20 protein-coding genes are annotated in these 14,077 nt (G+C 57.6%); 14 read left to right on the top strand and 6 right to left on the bottom strand.

Features of this window, described 5'->3' with window-relative positions; translation table 11 throughout:
- Positions 1-202 precede the first annotated feature (202 nt).
- The 3 genes from ACYZTL_RS25640 to ACYZTL_RS25630 all read left to right on the top strand — a co-directional run bounded on the left by ACYZTL_RS25640 (position 203) and on the right by ACYZTL_RS25630 (position 1,890).
- A complete protein-coding gene (locus tag ACYZTL_RS25640) occupies positions 203-793 on the top strand; it encodes a cysteine hydrolase family protein (RefSeq protein WP_461954081.1) in 591 nt (196 codons plus the stop codon).
- 131 nt (positions 794-924) lie between these two features.
- On the top strand, positions 925-1,245 hold the full coding sequence (locus tag ACYZTL_RS25635; protein WP_461954080.1) for a hypothetical protein: 321 nt from the start codon (positions 925-927) through the stop codon (positions 1,243-1,245).
- Between the two features lie 87 nt (positions 1,246-1,332).
- Complete coding sequence (locus ACYZTL_RS25630) at positions 1,333-1,890, top strand: Smr/MutS family protein (protein WP_461954079.1); 558 nt, start codon at positions 1,333-1,335, stop codon at positions 1,888-1,890.
- Positions 1,891-2,142: 252 nt separating this feature from the next.
- Here the strand turns inward: ACYZTL_RS25630 and ACYZTL_RS25625 are convergent, their stop codons facing one another.
- Complete coding sequence (locus ACYZTL_RS25625) at positions 2,143-2,976, bottom strand: MinD/ParA family protein (RefSeq protein WP_461954078.1); 834 nt, start codon at positions 2,974-2,976, stop codon at positions 2,143-2,145.
- A 136-nt stretch (positions 2,977-3,112) separates the two neighbouring features.
- Between ACYZTL_RS25625 and ACYZTL_RS25620 the strand changes: the two genes are divergently transcribed.
- A complete protein-coding gene (locus ACYZTL_RS25620) occupies positions 3,113-3,283 on the top strand; it encodes a hypothetical protein (RefSeq protein WP_461954077.1) in 171 nt (56 codons plus the stop codon).
- 41 nt (positions 3,284-3,324) lie between these two features.
- Here the strand turns inward: ACYZTL_RS25620 and ACYZTL_RS25615 are convergent, their stop codons facing one another.
- Positions 3,325-3,567: a hypothetical protein gene (locus ACYZTL_RS25615; protein ID WP_461954076.1), complete on the bottom strand. Its 243-nt coding sequence runs from the start codon at positions 3,565-3,567 to the stop codon at positions 3,325-3,327.
- 100 nt (positions 3,568-3,667) lie between these two features.
- Positions 3,668-3,910 (bottom strand): hypothetical protein, encoded by a 243-nt coding sequence (locus tag ACYZTL_RS25610; protein ID WP_461954075.1) that lies wholly within the window; start codon positions 3,908-3,910, stop codon positions 3,668-3,670.
- A 532-nt stretch (positions 3,911-4,442) separates the two neighbouring features.
- On the opposite strand from ACYZTL_RS25610, the gene ACYZTL_RS25605 reads away from it, so the two are divergent.
- Complete coding sequence (locus ACYZTL_RS25605; protein WP_461954074.1) at positions 4,443-5,072, top strand: hypothetical protein; 630 nt, start codon at positions 4,443-4,445, stop codon at positions 5,070-5,072.
- 77 nt (positions 5,073-5,149) lie between these two features.
- Here ACYZTL_RS25605 and ACYZTL_RS25600 read toward each other — a convergent pair whose 3' ends face one another.
- The gene (locus ACYZTL_RS25600) at positions 5,150-5,695 is read right to left on the bottom strand and encodes a hypothetical protein (protein ID WP_461954073.1); all 546 of its coding nucleotides are present in this window, start codon (positions 5,693-5,695) and stop codon (positions 5,150-5,152) included.
- 296 nt (positions 5,696-5,991) lie between these two features.
- Here ACYZTL_RS25600 and ACYZTL_RS25595 point away from each other — a divergent pair, with 296 nt between their 5' ends.
- Positions 5,992-6,435, top strand: coding sequence for a hypothetical protein (locus tag ACYZTL_RS25595; RefSeq protein ID WP_461954072.1), 444 nt, complete (start codon positions 5,992-5,994; stop codon positions 6,433-6,435).
- Positions 6,435-7,001, top strand: a complete 567-nt coding sequence (locus ACYZTL_RS25590; protein ID WP_461954071.1) for a hypothetical protein — start codon at positions 6,435-6,437, stop codon at positions 6,999-7,001. The genes ACYZTL_RS25595 and ACYZTL_RS25590 overlap by 1 nt, the downstream gene beginning before the upstream one ends.
- Before the next feature lie 31 nt (positions 7,002-7,032).
- Here ACYZTL_RS25590 and ACYZTL_RS25585 read toward each other — a convergent pair whose 3' ends face one another.
- Positions 7,033-7,503 (bottom strand): hypothetical protein, encoded by a 471-nt coding sequence (locus ACYZTL_RS25585; RefSeq protein WP_461954070.1) that lies wholly within the window; start codon positions 7,501-7,503, stop codon positions 7,033-7,035.
- Between the two features lie 87 nt (positions 7,504-7,590).
- On the opposite strand from ACYZTL_RS25585, the gene ACYZTL_RS25580 reads away from it, so the two are divergent.
- From ACYZTL_RS25580 to ACYZTL_RS25565, 4 genes are all read left to right on the top strand, one after another.
- A complete protein-coding gene (locus tag ACYZTL_RS25580; RefSeq protein WP_461954069.1) occupies positions 7,591-8,037 on the top strand; it encodes a hypothetical protein in 447 nt (148 codons plus the stop codon).
- 66 nt (positions 8,038-8,103) lie between these two features.
- Positions 8,104-8,715: a site-specific integrase gene (locus ACYZTL_RS25575; protein WP_461954373.1), complete on the top strand. Its 612-nt coding sequence runs from the start codon at positions 8,104-8,106 to the stop codon at positions 8,713-8,715.
- A 22-nt stretch (positions 8,716-8,737) separates the two neighbouring features.
- Positions 8,738-9,283: a GTP cyclohydrolase I FolE gene (gene folE / locus ACYZTL_RS25570; RefSeq protein WP_032832746.1), complete on the top strand. Its 546-nt coding sequence runs from the start codon at positions 8,738-8,740 to the stop codon at positions 9,281-9,283.
- 100 nt (positions 9,284-9,383) lie between these two features.
- Complete coding sequence (locus ACYZTL_RS25565) at positions 9,384-9,755, top strand: glutathione S-transferase N-terminal domain-containing protein (protein ID WP_438660711.1); 372 nt, start codon at positions 9,384-9,386, stop codon at positions 9,753-9,755.
- 169 nt (positions 9,756-9,924) lie between these two features.
- Here ACYZTL_RS25565 and ACYZTL_RS25560 read toward each other — a convergent pair whose 3' ends face one another.
- Complete coding sequence (locus tag ACYZTL_RS25560) at positions 9,925-11,091, bottom strand: aminotransferase-like domain-containing protein (protein ID WP_461954068.1); 1,167 nt, start codon at positions 11,089-11,091, stop codon at positions 9,925-9,927.
- An 83-nt stretch (positions 11,092-11,174) separates the two neighbouring features.
- On the opposite strand from ACYZTL_RS25560, the gene ACYZTL_RS25555 reads away from it, so the two are divergent.
- The 3 genes from ACYZTL_RS25555 (at position 11,175) to ACYZTL_RS25545 (ending at position 14,033) form a co-directional block, all read left to right on the top strand.
- Positions 11,175-11,621, top strand: a complete 447-nt coding sequence (locus tag ACYZTL_RS25555) for a MarR family winged helix-turn-helix transcriptional regulator (protein ID WP_461954067.1) — start codon at positions 11,175-11,177, stop codon at positions 11,619-11,621.
- Between the two features lie 247 nt (positions 11,622-11,868).
- Positions 11,869-13,218: an NCS2 family permease gene (locus ACYZTL_RS25550; protein WP_461954066.1), complete on the top strand. Its 1,350-nt coding sequence runs from the start codon at positions 11,869-11,871 to the stop codon at positions 13,216-13,218.
- A 185-nt stretch (positions 13,219-13,403) separates the two neighbouring features.
- Complete coding sequence (locus tag ACYZTL_RS25545) at positions 13,404-14,033, top strand: LysE family translocator (protein ID WP_461954065.1); 630 nt, start codon at positions 13,404-13,406, stop codon at positions 14,031-14,033.
- The last annotated feature ends 44 nt before the right edge of the window (positions 14,034-14,077 follow it).

Genomic DNA, 14,077 nt, shown 5'->3' with positions numbered 1-14,077 from the left:
CAGCCAAAACGCGCCACGACGACGCAGGAAAAACATCGGCTCAGATGTAGGACATATCCATTTTTTGCGTTGGCCATTGAACAAAACGAGTATCTTGACCACGCTGTGGGCCAGCAACGACGGCCCCTGCGATGGTAGCGATTCACAGAAGCGCTCAGCCAGAGGACAATGTCGCAAAAGCCCCACTCGAAGGAGCCCCAGAATGTCCGTTCCAAAAACGATGTTTCAACTCAGTGGCCGCGGTTATGCAGCAGCCAATCTGGGCCATGCGACCCTGGTTATCATCGATGCCCAGAAAGAATACCTCAGCGGCCCCCTGGCCCTGGTCGGCATGGATGCTGCCGTCGCGAACATCAAGCAACTGGTGAGCGCTGCCCGCGCCGCCGGCCGGCCGATCGTGCATGTGCGTCACCTTGGCACCGTCGGCGGGCTGTTCGACCCGCAAGGCGAGCGCGGTGAGTTCATCCCGGGGCTGGAACCACAGGCCGACGAAACCGTCATCGGCAAACTGCTGCCGAGTGCGTTTCACGGCACCGAACTGCTGGAGCGCCTACAGAATCTCGGTTCGCTGGACCTGATCGTTTGCGGGTTCATGAGCCATTCCAGCGTCAGCACCACCGTTCGTGCCGCGAAAAACCTGGGCTTTCGTTGCACTCTGGTTGAAGACGCCTGCGCAACGCGCGATTTGCCCTACAAGGGCGGCGTGTTGAGCGCAGACCACGTTCAACAGACCGAAATGGCGATCATGGCGGACAACTTCGCCACCCTCGCCCTGACCCACGATCTGATCTGATCTACGCTTGATGAGCGGTTCATGCCGCCGCTCATCCGCAAAAGCCTCTCATTAGTTGTAAATGTCTTAGCCTCAGGAACATCCCGGTCAACTCCCGGTCGAAGGGCCGATACCCATTGAGGAAGGTCGGAATGAAGTTATCCGATGGTTTTGACGCACGCCGCTTGCGGCCCAAAGGCCAACGCAACTGGCGTTTTCGTTTCGGCGCAGCGTTCGCTGCCTTACTGGCAACGTGCGGTGTGTTGCTGGCGATGGCCGGCGCCGCGAGCTTGCTGGGCCGCCCGCCGGCACTCGGCGAGCTGAACGCCAGCCCGCTGGGCTCGGCCATCATTCTGGCGGTCGGCCTGTTCCTGCTCTATCTGGGCGTATGGCTGTGGCGGCGTTGCCGTCGCCGTGCGCGCCAGTCGCAAGAGTTGAACATGTCCCCGCATTTGATGAAAAAACACGACTGAATTGAAGGCTCGGCAGGTTGGCGGGCCCCAATTGTTATCGATCGTGTCTCGACTTGGGTAAACTGGCCGCCCTTCGCGGAGGCTGACATGCAAGAAGACGATTTTTCCCTGTTCAAAAGCGCGATCCATGGCGTCAAGCCGATCAAGCACGACCGCGCCGAAACCGGCAAACCCAAGGCTGACCGCGCGCAGATCGCCAAGCTGCGCCAAGCCGCCACCGTGCGCACCGATGCCACTACCGTTGACGGTCTGTCCGATCAGTTCGTGATCGACGTCGGTCCGGAAGACGAGCTGATGTGGGCGCGCGACGGCGTGCAGGAAAGCCAGATGCGCAAGCTCAAGATCGGCCAGATCCCGTTCGAAGGCAGCCTCGACCTGCACGGCATGAACGTGGAAAAGGCCCGGGAAACCCTCTGGGCTTTTCTGGCCGAAGCGACCAAATTCGAAATCCGCTGCGTGCGCGTCACCCACGGCAAGGCCGTGCGCCTGGACGGCAAGCGCCCGATGATCAAAAGCCACGTCAACACCTGGCTGCGCCAGCATTCACAAGTGCTCGGCTTCACCTCGTGCCAGGCCAAACACGGCGGCGCCGGAGCGGTTTATGTGATGCTTAAACGCACCATGATGGAAGGTCGCGACGAGTAAAGCTGTTGCGTCAAGCTTGCAGCGCCGTGTTTGCCACCGTACCCTTGCCCTTTGCGTAAAACCCCACAGGTAGTTTCATGTCCCTGGAACAGAATTACACCGCGATTCTAAAGGGGTAAGGCACCGTACTCAGGGCCAATGAAACCGGGCACTTCCTTACTTTGGAATACCCGGTTTTAACCTGCTTTACACGGTCAGTGGTACAAAAATTGGTACAAGCTTCATTCCCTCCCTAGGCGCCGCTCATACTGCCTAGAGAGGACTGTCACCTTCTCGATTTTTTACGCGCTGCTCAACGAAGAACTCCACATGCCCTCTGGGGCTGCTCGGCAATGGCCAAGCATCGACCTTTCGGGCGATTGCCAGAAATGCTTGGGCGCACTTGGAGCGTGGAAAGTGTTCGTAGACGGCTCGCTGCTTCTGCACGGCCCTACGCACGCACTCATCGTACGGAACCGCTCCCACATACCGCAGGGCTACGTGGAGGAAGTGATCGGTGAGCTTGGTCAATTTAGCGAACGAGGCGCGACCCTCCTGCGGGCTCTGCGCCATGTTGACCAGCACCCGGAAACGGTCCATTCCGTAATCACGATTAAGCAGTTTGATCAGTGCGTATGCATCACTGATCGAGGTCGGTTCGTCACAGACCACCAGCAAGACTTCGTGGGCTGCCCGAACGAGACTGACCACCGACGAGCCGATGCCCGAAGCGGTGTCAATCACCAGCACATCGAGACTGTTATCGATTTCACTGAAGGCATGGATCAGGCCTGCGTGCTGAGCCGGAGACAAATGCACCATGCTCTGGATGCCTGAAGCCGCGGGGACGATTCGCACCCCGCCCGGACCCTGCATCAGTACATCAGATAGCTCACAGCGACCTTCAATTAAATCGGCAAGCGTGTACTGCGGGGAAAGCCCCAACAGGTCATCGATATTCGCCAAGCCAAGATCGCCATCTAGCAATATTACGCGCCTTCCAAGTTCCGCAAGCGCCAATGAAAGGTTCAAAGCCACAGTCGTCTTGCCGACGCCACCCTTTCCGCCGGTCACGGCGATGACTTGTACAGAATGCACACCATCCATGTTATCGATTCCCTTCCATGTGCAATGCGTGCGAGTTGTCGCTATCCATCCCCAGATACGCAATGGTAACTGAAAAATGCAGACTCATGGCTCCTAGACGCCGGCAAGCGGGTCGCCCAGCTCAGCAGCATGTTCGATGCCCCCCCAGTACGCCGCCGACTACGCCGAGCGCATCCGCAAGCTGGGGCGGTGCCGCGACGTAATAATCAGAGCGAAGATCAAGCTGCCTCAGGACGATTTGAGGCGAAAGTCAGCGACCAAGCTTTCGTGGCTGGACTACTCGCCGGAATCGACAGCGGCCGACTGACCCACCCTCACCGATTGCGCCTGAGCGCCGGCGGACAGCAATTAGCTGTCGCGCTGAATCCATCTGGAGGCCAGCTCGATACCGCGTCGCCTGGCTTCGCCAAATGTGCTCCAGGTGCCTATTTCCTCGCCGAGCTTTATCGGCTTATCCCTGCCCTTCAGCAAAATAACGATCCCGATGGGGGCTGCGTTTAAGGTCTCACCCCAAAAGAAATCGATCGTCGCCTGCTCCCCGCTGGAATGGACGTAATCCACCGGTCCTGGCCGGTCAGTCACCAAGCGCATATCTATCTCCCTGATGCCCGGATCTGGGCAATCAAGCAATAGCCCATAAATTCAAATGACGCCAATCGCCTGACCCACCCTCACCTATGGCGCTAAGAGCTTATCCATTACCTCGGTCATACCAATTGTTGGCCAGCTCAATCCCGCACATTTTTGCATCGTCAATGCTCTGGAATGGGCCGTCAGACTCACCTATCAGGCATTCGCCCCTTGGGTCTAGTTGCGCCACCACCCGCACGCCGACGGGTACGGGATCGTTATCAGCGCCCCATTTGAAGCGCACAAGTGCCTGGTTGCCGCTGGCGTGTGAGTGAAAGAACCCCGGCGACCTATCGATAGCCATAGATGAACCCTCTTTGATCCGGACTGATTACGGATCATCAACCAATAGCCCACTTCAACGAATCATGCCAGCCGGCCGGGCATGACCCGGCATAGGACGCCCCATATGGCGCCGAACCATCGCTGCGATGTAGTTGGCACTTCAGCGGGGCGAAATAAGAAACCCATTTATTCCGACGTTACCGGTTTACCAGAACGACTCGGCAAGTGGTCAGATCGCTCTTTAGTGACACGATGTAATAAAGAAACGTTGTAGTCGTAGGTCGATATCAACGGTGCGGGTCCCTCGTGCCGAGCCATCTCGAGCCATTGTCTTGTTCGTTCAACATCAAAGAATTCGTTCTTGAACTTCATCTTCGCAACCAGGTTCGCTGAGACCCTAAAGTGTCCACACCCAGACGAGCATCTGACCTCTGACCAGCTGCTAGTGATGTGGGCAGTTTTAGAGGCTGCCTGGCAAATTAAACATTGCATGTTCGATCTCCTTTTCGATGACCAACTCACTGTAGCCGAACACCGGCCAAGGTTCCTCCATGCCCACAGAATACAAAATCGCTGAGCCACTGAAGGTTGTGCGCTCGACGGTGACGAAGCTGGTGATCACCGGCGCGCCGCGGCTCGACTCGATCACCGTGTTCCTCGAGGACTTCGGCAGGCGCGACTGCCCGACCGAGTCCAATCCGAACTACCAGACTGCCCAAGGCAAGATCACGATCAACTGCCGGGACAAGAGTTGGAATGCTTATTGGGGTGGCATGGGCCCGCGCACCGTCGCGGAGTTTGTCGCCGATTGCGGTTGGGATTACGTTCTGAACTGCCTGGATCGAGGCATCAGCTCCACCGTATTCAGCGGTGACGCGCTGCATACCTTGGCCAAGAAGTGCATCGTCCAGCGCCGTAGGCAACAGACCGGACGTCACGACTGGGAAATGGGCGAGCTGAGCAAAGGTGAAGCCTGCGAGCTTTGGCATGACATCGATGTTCTGCGCAGCATCGAGAGCTCAAACGAATGCTGGCATCACAGCAAGCTGCTGACCGAGCTGTTCGGCGAGGAGTGGCCTTACCCGCTCGATGGTAAGGCCGTCGAAGAAAACCACGAATTCACGTACCTGCGCCGCGTGGTCGAAGCGGTTCAACAAGCCCTCCGCCAAGAACAACAGTAGGTGGCCGCATGAAGCGCATCTACCTCAGCGGGCCAATGCCTGGCCTGCCCGAGATCGAATTACAGCTTGCGTAGACATTATTTACCTTGCACCACTCGAACATGTGCATGGCTTATGGTCTTGTAGACACGAATCGATCGTAAAAGCGGCCACCAGTCGTATAGAAAAATCTGCATCGGTCGCCACATTGCTACCCAGCCACCGATCACCAGGCTTTCGTGCGCTATGTTGACGACAGCGCCAGCGCCAAGTTGACGAATAACATCGGCCAAGATTAGGCACAGGCTCACAAAGGCGATGCCGATCAATAGGCTAATACGTCCTTCCCAAAGGAGAAGCTTCAACTTACCGCGTACGAGACCTGCTTTATGATCAAAGTAATTGTGGATTGCCTCGACCATGATCGCGCTTGGATCGACTTCTGCGGGCAGGTGCTCAAGGTGGATTGTAATCCTGAGCTGGCAGTCTGACTTGAATTGCGCCGCCCAGGTCTCGATGAACGCTTCCGCGTCGCGATCAAGATCCTTGTTAAGAAAAGGTGTCGGATCCATCGAGTTGAACAACTGCCCAAGTTCGCGTACCCGGAGTTGAAGGTGCTGCTCTGATGATGACTTTTTTTTCATCGCGCTACCCAATTGTCATGCGTTGGCAGTTTCGAGTCTCGCGACTCGCTTTCGCTGCACATCAGTCCTGTGGTCGACCTTTCTCCAGCTCTACCGTATCTCGCTGCTTGGGAACCAAACAAGTGGTTGGATATACCTTGGGCGAATATTTATACGCACTCCAGAAAGGCAACTCCAAGAATATGCTTTTCCCGGATTAACGGCCGGCGAAAAATAAAACGCCTGAACAACACCCCGCAGTAACTCCCTCCCCCTTCAAAGTCAGCCGTGATAGCGGCAAAGGAACAGTCATGCCCATGGAAAAGATAAAGGTCGGACCGGACCATTACCGCTTTGTCGATGAAATCGGCCCTGACGGCCTCGAAATACACTGCATCACCTACACGGTGATCGGTGAAACGGCGCAGTGCTGGTACATCGCTGATGGATACACCATGGACATAATTAACGGTTACCAGCACAGCTGGACGGCAGACGCCGTGAAGAAACGCCGCAAGCGCGTGCTCAAGGAAACCGATGCGCATAGCAAGCGCTTTGCATATCCAGACAAGGCCCACGCCCTGCGCTCGTACAAATTGCGCAAGTCGCGCCAGCTTGGGCATGCCGAGCTTACCTTGGAGCGCGCCCGTGCGGCGCTGGGTTACTTCGGTGACTTGTCGGTGGTGAATGAGGCGACAGTCGCCGAAAAGTTGATCATCCCCAACGAGTACATCCAGAGCCTGGGCTGGGGCGACTACTGATGATCATCGACGACGTAATGACCGACAAAATCACCCTCCACGGCCTGGGCTTCGTGCAGGTCCAGCTCAAGGGCAATCAGCGGCTGCATGTCTGGCACCCGGAGTTGCCGCGCCGCGCCTGCTTCGAGCACTCGGCGATCCACGATCACCGCTTCGACTTCACTTCCCGCGTGCTGGTCGGAACGCAGATCAACCACGTTTACGCCATGCAGAGAAAGCATGACGGCGAATTCGTGCTGTACCTGCACGAAGGCAAGCGATCAGCAAATGGCGGGCGCCCATGGACTCCGGATGGTCACGCTGATTTAACGCCGCTCCCCTCGTTTGAGGTGCCGGCTGGGAAGGATTACGACAGCACCGCGTACGTTTATCACCGCACCGAGCCCGGCGGTGATGGGCGTGTGGCGACAATCATGGCGAAGCGCGGCGAGTACCCGGCCGGCGCCCACTCGACTTGCCGAGTAGGCATCGAGCCCGACACGGTCTTCGACTGGTTCCAGTGGTCACCGGCCCAGCTCTGGGAGGTCGTCAGCGATGTGCTGCTCGGCCAGAAGGTGGCGCCATGATAATCGCCCCTCACGACATGCTCAGGCTCATCTACAAGGGGCTAATATTTTGATCTTCAAGTGCGCCACGAAGCTCTGGGATATTAGCCATCCACTTGAGCGTCAAGTCATACAGCACAGTCGAAAGAAGCTTGCTTTCCTCAATAACGTCGTCACATAGCTGACCAATTTTTAGGCGTTGCTCATCAGTAGCTTGGACGCCTGGCCAGCCTGTTTCTTCAACTATTCGATGAACAATCCTGTGACGCTTTTCAATGAGGGCGTTTATTCGATCTTCGAGCTCCTGCGAGGGAACCGCTTCGGATATTTCCTTCAACAAAGCTTTGACCGGCTGCTTGAAAGCAGTATCCATCCTCACCGGAACGATATCTTCTATAGTCCTGACGTCTGGTTGCTTGAACGCAAATTTAGCGGCTAAGACAAAAATCTTTTCGAATAACTGCGAGCTCACTGTCGCCATTCCGATTGCTTTGTATAGGGCGGAGTTTTCTTCGTTTTCCATCTGCTATCCCGTCGTAAACCTAATTTACAAACTCTCAACCACCTTACCCCAACTAGCCTGCCGGTGAACGGCGGGCGAGGCTCACTCATGTCCGGAATAGAACGAATCATTGAAGCCCTGACACGGCCGTCAGCACCAGCAATAGAAATGCTGACGATTGATCGCCAGATGGTCGAGCGAGCGCTGGCATGGATGGAAAGCCATCCGGATATTGCACACGCCGGACCGGCCCTCTGCGAAGAAGTCTGTGCGTTTCGCCAAGCTCTGGCTGAACCAAAGGTCGAACTCTGGGCGATTCACAGTGTTGGACCTGGCGAGGAATACCCCTGCCTCAACAAGGAAGACGCCGAGCGCCGAGCCCAGGAACTGCGGGCCATGGGCGACAGGATGAAGGCTGAGCGCATCGCGCGCGGCGAAAGCGTTGAGCACTGGTCAGACTGGGTAACGAACGTTATCCCTTCTCCATGGGAGCCGGCCGAGCACTTCGAAATCATGGCTGAGGAATGGATGGAAGACGCTGACCAGCTCCGCTAATGAGGTGAGCAAGCTGATCGATGAGCGCAAAGAACTCGTTGAGGTACTGACGGGCGTCCTCAAGCGCTGCGACAAAGAGTTCGGTGGCATCGGTTATACGCGGCCTACTTTGAGTTCGCGTTTTATACCGGCATGCGGCCAGGTGAGATAGCGGCGTTGCGCTGGGATGAGGTGGATACAGAGGGTCGTGTCGCCAACGTGTGCAGAATCGTGGCTGACTACAAGATCGAGGAGCGCACAAAAACCCGCGAGACACGGCGAGTCATGCTGAACAGCAGGGCATTGAATGCGATTGTGGTGACCAGGAGCGTGGCCGCGTTGAGGGCGAAACAGAGCCGGCGCCAGCACAAGCAATCGCCATACGTGTTCCCGCCGACCAAGAACTTTGAGTTCATCCAGCAGGCCAGCGTGACCGACAAACACTTCAAGGCGGCACTGGTGGCACTGAAGATCAGAGCCAGACGGCAATACAACTGCCGGCACACTTACGCTACCATGTGCCTAATGGCAGGCATGAACCTCGGGTTCATTGCGAATCAGCTCGGCCACAGCGTGCAAATGCTGCTGACGACTTATGCCCGGTGGATCAATTCCAGTGAAGACTGGAGCGAAGTCGGGAAGCTGGAGCAAAGCCTGATTGGTACAAAATTGGTACAGACAGAAACCGTACCCCTCTAGAACCCATACGGAATACAGCTCTGTGACACTGGAACAGAATTACACCGCGATTCTCGGCCAACTGGGCGAGGACGTCTCCCGCGAGGGCCTGCTCGACACGCCCAAGCGTGCCGCCAAAGCCATGCAGTACCTCTGCCGCGGTTATGAACAGACACTGGAAGAAGTCACCAACGGTGCCTTGTTCAGCTCCGACAACAGCGAAATGGTGCTGGTGAAAGACATCGAGCTGTACTCGTTGTGCGAACACCACCTGCTGCCGTTCATCGGCAAGGCCCACGTCGCTTACATCCCGAGTGGCAAAGTGCTGGGCCTGTCGAAAGTCGCGCGGATCGTCGATATGTACGCCCGCCGCCTGCAGATCCAGGAAAACCTCAGCCGCCAGATCGCCGATGCGGTCCAGCAAGTCACCGGCGCCCTGGGCGTTGCGGTGGTGATCGAGGCCAAGCACATGTGCATGATGATGCGCGGTGTGGAGAAGCAGAATTCGACGATGATCACCTCGGTGATGCTCGGTGAGTTCCGCGAAAACGCGGCCACTCGCAGCGAATTCCTCAGCCTGATCAAGTAATTCGTACCACGAAGAAAACCGGCATTCATCGCCGGTTTTTTTTCGTCTGTGAAAAATCAGGTAAGCTGCGCGCCTTCTTTCGCCCCGTGAGGCTTGTACCGTGTTCGTTAAAGCGCTTCGTGTCGGCCTCGGCCAACTGATCATCTTCATCGACTTCATCACCCGCCCCGGCAAGAAGCAGCGCCCCGCCGCTGCTCAGGCTCAGGTCGAAACGGCAGCCAAAGGCCTGACGCTGTATCAGTTCCACGCCTGCCCGTTCTGCGTGAAAACCCGCCGCACCTTGCGCCGCTTGAATGTGCCGGTGGCGTTGCGTGATGCGAAGAACAACGAGCAGGATCGTCAGGCGCTGCTGGAACAGGGTGGCAAGATCAAGGTGCCGTGCCTGCGTATTGAAGAGAATGGCCAGACCACCTGGATGTATGAGTCCAAGGTGATTATTGATTATCTGGATAAGCGATTTGCTGCGGCCTGATGGTTTTGCGGTGATTTGACTGGCCTCTTCGCGAGCAAGCCCGCTCCCACATTTGACCGTACTCCCCTGTGGGAGCGGGCTTGCTCGCGAAGAGGCCGGCAAAAACACCACAAAACCCAGACAAAAATAAACCGGCCCTTGAGCCGGTTTATTCGTTTCTACCCTACCCTCAGGCTGCTTTTGCTGCCCGCGCCTGACGCACAACCCCCGCCAACCGCTTAAGCCCTTCATCCAGCCGTGCCGGGTCGATATGGCTGAAGTTCAGCCGCAGATGCCCATGATGATTGTCCGGCTCAGGAAAAAACGGTTCACCCGGCATGAACGCCACATCCGCCGCCAGCGCCGCCTTGAGCAACGTTCGCGTATCCAGCGGTTGCTTCAATGTCAGCCAGAAAAACAACCCGCCTTGCGGCACGTTCCAATCGGCCAGATCAGAGAAATGGGTTTCCAGCGCCGACTGAAACGCGTCCCGCCGCCCCCGGTAAAAGCCCCGCAATTCACTCAGGTGATGCTGAAATTTCTCTGTGCCGATCCATTGCAGCGCTTGCCACTGGCCGACGCGATTGGTGTGCAGGTCTGCCGATTGCTTGAGCTTGAGCAAGTGCGGAAACAGGTCCGGACTGGCGATCAGGTAACCCACCCGCAACCCCGGCAACAGGGTTTTCGACACGGTGCCGGTGTAGATCCAGCTGGTTTTTTTCAAGCGGCTGACGATTGGCGTGGCACTGCCGCCATCAAACGTCAGTTCGCGGTAGGGCTCGTCTTCGATCAGGGTGACGCCGAACTCATCCAGCAACGCGGCGACCGCGTCACGCTTGGCCTCGCTGTAGCGCACCGCCGAGGGGTTCTGGAAGGTCGGGATCAGGTAGATGAACGCGGGTTTGTGCCTTTCCAGTCGCGCACGCAGCTCGACCAGATTCGGACCATCGGCCTCCAGCGGCACGGTGATGCAGTCGGCACCGAACAGTTGAAAGATCTGCAACGCGGCCAGGTAAGTCGGCGCTTCGAGCAGGATCTCGGTGCCTTTGTCGATGTAGAGTTTCGCCGCCAGATCGAGGGTTTGCTGGGAACCGCTGACCACCAACACCTGGCTCGCCTTGCACGGCACGCCCAATGCTCGCGCCTCGGCCGCCAGCGCTTCACGCAGCGCCGGCTCGCCTTCGCTCATGCCGTATTGGCCGATGGACAGCGGCATCTCGTCCCATTCGACTGTCGGCAGCATGGCTTCGGCCGGCAAGCCACCCGCGAACGACATCACTTCCGGCCGTTGGGCGGCGGCAAGGATTTCACGGATCAGAGAACTTTTAAGGCGCGAGACACGTTCGGAAAAAGCCATAGGGGGTCACCGGTAGCGAGGCCTGAGGAAAATGAGTCAAACTGGTTGACCGAAATTACGACAACCCGAACGGATACGTCAACATGCTTGACCTTAAAAATCCCGCCTCCCAACAGCAGGCCATGGAAGCGTTTTTCTTCGGCTACCAGGCGTTCACCGCCAAGGCCGACGAAATGCTCGAGCGTCGCGGCTTGAGCCGGGTGCATCAACGCATCGTGTTTTTCATTGCCCGTTACCCGAACCTGAGCGTCAAGGAATTGCTGGCGTTGCTGGGGGTGAGCAAGCAGGCGTTGAATATTCCGTTGCGCCAGTTGGTGGAAATGCATCTGGTGGACAGCGTTGCGTCGCAGACCGACAAGCGTAAGCGGTTGCTGGAATTGACCGATGACGGTGCACGGTTTGAACAGTCGTTGCGGCGTGAGCAGGTGAAATTGCTGGAGCGGGTGTTTGCCGAGGCTGGGGAGACGGCGGTGAATGGGTGGTTGGCGGTGAATCTGGCATTGGGGAAAAGCCAGGTGTCTGCAGACTGAATGTCTTGCCTGTTAGATATGTATTGGCCGACGAAGGCGTCTTAACAGGCGATATATCCCTATTGCCAAACTTTTCGTCTACAAAATCAAAAACATTATTTGCATTATTTGTATACAAAAGCATAATCCACTGCGTGCGAGTTCCTGACCAAACGGTCAACAAATTCGCGATTGCCTCAAAGGGCCGCTGCCACCCTCATGGGTCCGGCCCTGGAAATAACAATAAAACTCTTGAGGAGTACTCGCTGTGGAAAGCCGCAAATCCGAAGCCCCGACGCTGGAACTCTCGCCGCCGTTACGCACTGGCTGGCTGGAGCGCATCTTCAAACTCAGCTTGCATGGCACCACGGTGAAGACCGAGCTGATTGCCGGTCTGACAACCTTCATCACCATGGCTTACATCATCTTCGTCAACCCCAATATCATGGCTGACGCCGGGATCGATCACGGCGCCGCGTTCGTCGCCACTTGCATCGCCGCCGCACTGGGCTGCCTGTTGATGGGCCTCTACGCCAACTGGCCGGTCGGCCTGGCGCCTGGCATGGGGCTCAACGCGTTTTTCACTTACACCGTGGTCGGCACCATGGGCTACAACTGGGAAACCGCGCTCGGTGCGGTGTTTGTGTCCGGCGTGTTGTTCATGATCCTGACCTTTTCCCGGATCCGCGAATGGCTGCTCAACAGCATTCCAGTGAGCCTGCGCTTTGCGATGGGCGCGGGGGTCGGTTTGTTTCTCGGGTTGATCGGCTTGAAAACCGCCGGTATCGTCGTCGATAGCCCGGCCACCCTGATCAAGCTTGGCTCGTTGCGCGAACCTGGCCCGCTGCTGGCCGCCATCTGCTTCCTGATGATCGCCGTGCTCAGCTACCACAAGGTTTTCGGCGCGATCCTCATCAGCATCATCACCGTGACGCTGGCCGGTTGGGGCCTGGGCCTGGTGCATTACGAGGGCATCATGTCGGCACCGCCGAGCCTGGCACCGACCTGGATGGCCATGAACGTTGCCGGCGTGTTCAACGTCAGCATGATCAGCGTGGTACTGGCCTTCCTCTTCGTGCACATGTTCGACACCGCCGGCACCTTGATGGGCGTCGCCCAGCGGGCCAACCTGGTGGGCGCTGACGGCCGGATCGAAAACCTTTCCCGCGCCATGAAAGCCGATAGCGCCTCCAGCGTTTTCGGGGCGGTGGTCGGTGTCCCGCCAGTAACAAGCTACGTTGAAAGTGCCGCGGGTGTTGCCGCTGGAGGTCGGACTGGTCTTACCGCCGTGACCGTCGGTGTGCTATTTATTGCAGCCATGTTTTTCGCACCGCTCGCTGGCATGATTCCCGCGTATGCCACCGCCGGCGCGCTGATTTATGTAGCCATGCTGATGATGGGCGGCATGGCGCACATCGAATGGGACGAAGCGACCGACAGCATTCCGGCGATCGTCACCGCGATCATGATGCCGCTGACCTTCTCGGTCGCCGACGGTATCGCGCTGGGCTTCATCACCTACGTGGCGCTGAAGGCCGGGACCGGCAAGTACAAGGAAATTTCCGTCAGCCTGTGGGTGCTCTGCGCGATCTTCATCGCCAAGTTCATCTTCCTGTAAGCGGAACTGCTGATTGTAGGAGCGAGCTTGCTCGCGATGGGCTCAAGAACGCCGCGTTGCCCCAGAAGCCGCGCGTAATCGTTAACGACCATCGCGAGCCTGCTCGCTCCTACAAAAAGCCACATTCACATCAGTGAACAGCCTCACCCCGTCGGGTGAGGCTTTTGTGCAAATGGAGGAAAGTGATGAGTCTGGAAACCTGGCTGCTGTTCAGCGGCGCTGCGCTGGTGGTGATCCTGATCCCGGGGCCACTGTCGTTGTTGATGATCAGCAACAGTCTGAACTACGGTTTACGCCGCTCCTACCCTGCGTTTCTGGGGGGCGTGTTTGCTTCGATCTGTCTGTTGAGTGCTTCCGCACTAGGATTGGGGGCATTGTTGTTGGCCTCGGAACAGCTGTTCAGCGCGTTGAAAATCGTCGGTGCGCTGTACCTGTTCTACCTGGCCTGGCAGAGCTGGCAGCAATCGCGTCAGCCTTCCCAAGGCGCCGAAGTGCCTCAGGCGGCGCCGGTGCCGCGCTTTCGCGCACTGTTCGGCCGCGCGTTCATGCTGGGTGCCAGCAACCCGAAAGACATTCTGTTCTTCGCCGCGTTCCTGCCGCAGTTCCTGAGCGCCGAGCAGCCGTTTCTGCCGCAACTGCTGGTGATGATCGCCACCTGGACCGTGCTGGATCTGCTGTGCAAATTGGCCTATGGGCTGGGCGCCCACGGCGCAGCCAGGTATTTGCGCTCCGGTAAAGGCCAGAGCTGGTTCAACCGGATCAGCGCAGGTTTATTCGGTGGCGCAGGCACCGCCTCTCTGTTGAGTGGGCACTGAAACCTCAAGCCTGTAGCGGCTCCCCTTCCCGCCCATCCCGGCAA

This window comes from Pseudomonas sp. LB3P81 (assembly GCF_054897965.1).
The sequence above is the reverse complement of the archived record's forward strand: the minus strand, read 5'-3'. Positions and strand labels throughout refer to the sequence as shown.

What these genes read in the sequence shown, in the direction of transcription:
- ACYZTL_RS25640 (WP_461954081.1), top strand. Translation starts at nt 203, where the DNA reads ATGTCCGTTCCAAAAACGATGTTTCAACTCAGTGGCCGCGGTTATGCA.
- ACYZTL_RS25635 (WP_461954080.1), top strand. Translation starts at nt 925, where the DNA reads ATGAAGTTATCCGATGGTTTTGACGCACGCCGCTTGCGGCCCAAAGGC.
- ACYZTL_RS25630 (WP_461954079.1), top strand. Translation starts at nt 1,333, where the DNA reads ATGCAAGAAGACGATTTTTCCCTGTTCAAAAGCGCGATCCATGGCGTC.
- ACYZTL_RS25625 (WP_461954078.1), bottom strand. Translation starts at nt 2,976, where the DNA reads ATGGATGGTGTGCATTCTGTACAAGTCATCGCCGTGACCGGCGGAAAG.
- ACYZTL_RS25620 (WP_461954077.1), top strand. Translation starts at nt 3,113, where the DNA reads ATGCCCCCCCAGTACGCCGCCGACTACGCCGAGCGCATCCGCAAGCTG.
- ACYZTL_RS25615 (WP_461954076.1), bottom strand. Translation starts at nt 3,567, where the DNA reads ATGCGCTTGGTGACTGACCGGCCAGGACCGGTGGATTACGTCCATTCC.
- ACYZTL_RS25610 (WP_461954075.1), bottom strand. Translation starts at nt 3,910, where the DNA reads ATGGCTATCGATAGGTCGCCGGGGTTCTTTCACTCACACGCCAGCGGC.
- ACYZTL_RS25605 (WP_461954074.1), top strand. Translation starts at nt 4,443, where the DNA reads ATGCCCACAGAATACAAAATCGCTGAGCCACTGAAGGTTGTGCGCTCG.
- ACYZTL_RS25600 (WP_461954073.1), bottom strand. Translation starts at nt 5,695, where the DNA reads ATGAAAAAAAAGTCATCATCAGAGCAGCACCTTCAACTCCGGGTACGC.
- ACYZTL_RS25595 (WP_461954072.1), top strand. Translation starts at nt 5,992, where the DNA reads ATGGAAAAGATAAAGGTCGGACCGGACCATTACCGCTTTGTCGATGAA.
- ACYZTL_RS25590 (WP_461954071.1), top strand. Translation starts at nt 6,435, where the DNA reads ATGATCATCGACGACGTAATGACCGACAAAATCACCCTCCACGGCCTG.
- ACYZTL_RS25585 (WP_461954070.1), bottom strand. Translation starts at nt 7,503, where the DNA reads ATGGAAAACGAAGAAAACTCCGCCCTATACAAAGCAATCGGAATGGCG.
- ACYZTL_RS25580 (WP_461954069.1), top strand. Translation starts at nt 7,591, where the DNA reads ATGTCCGGAATAGAACGAATCATTGAAGCCCTGACACGGCCGTCAGCA.
- ACYZTL_RS25560 (WP_461954068.1), bottom strand. Translation starts at nt 11,091, where the DNA reads ATGGCTTTTTCCGAACGTGTCTCGCGCCTTAAAAGTTCTCTGATCCGT.
- ACYZTL_RS25555 (WP_461954067.1), top strand. Translation starts at nt 11,175, where the DNA reads ATGCTTGACCTTAAAAATCCCGCCTCCCAACAGCAGGCCATGGAAGCG.
- ACYZTL_RS25545 (WP_461954065.1), top strand. Translation starts at nt 13,404, where the DNA reads ATGAGTCTGGAAACCTGGCTGCTGTTCAGCGGCGCTGCGCTGGTGGTG.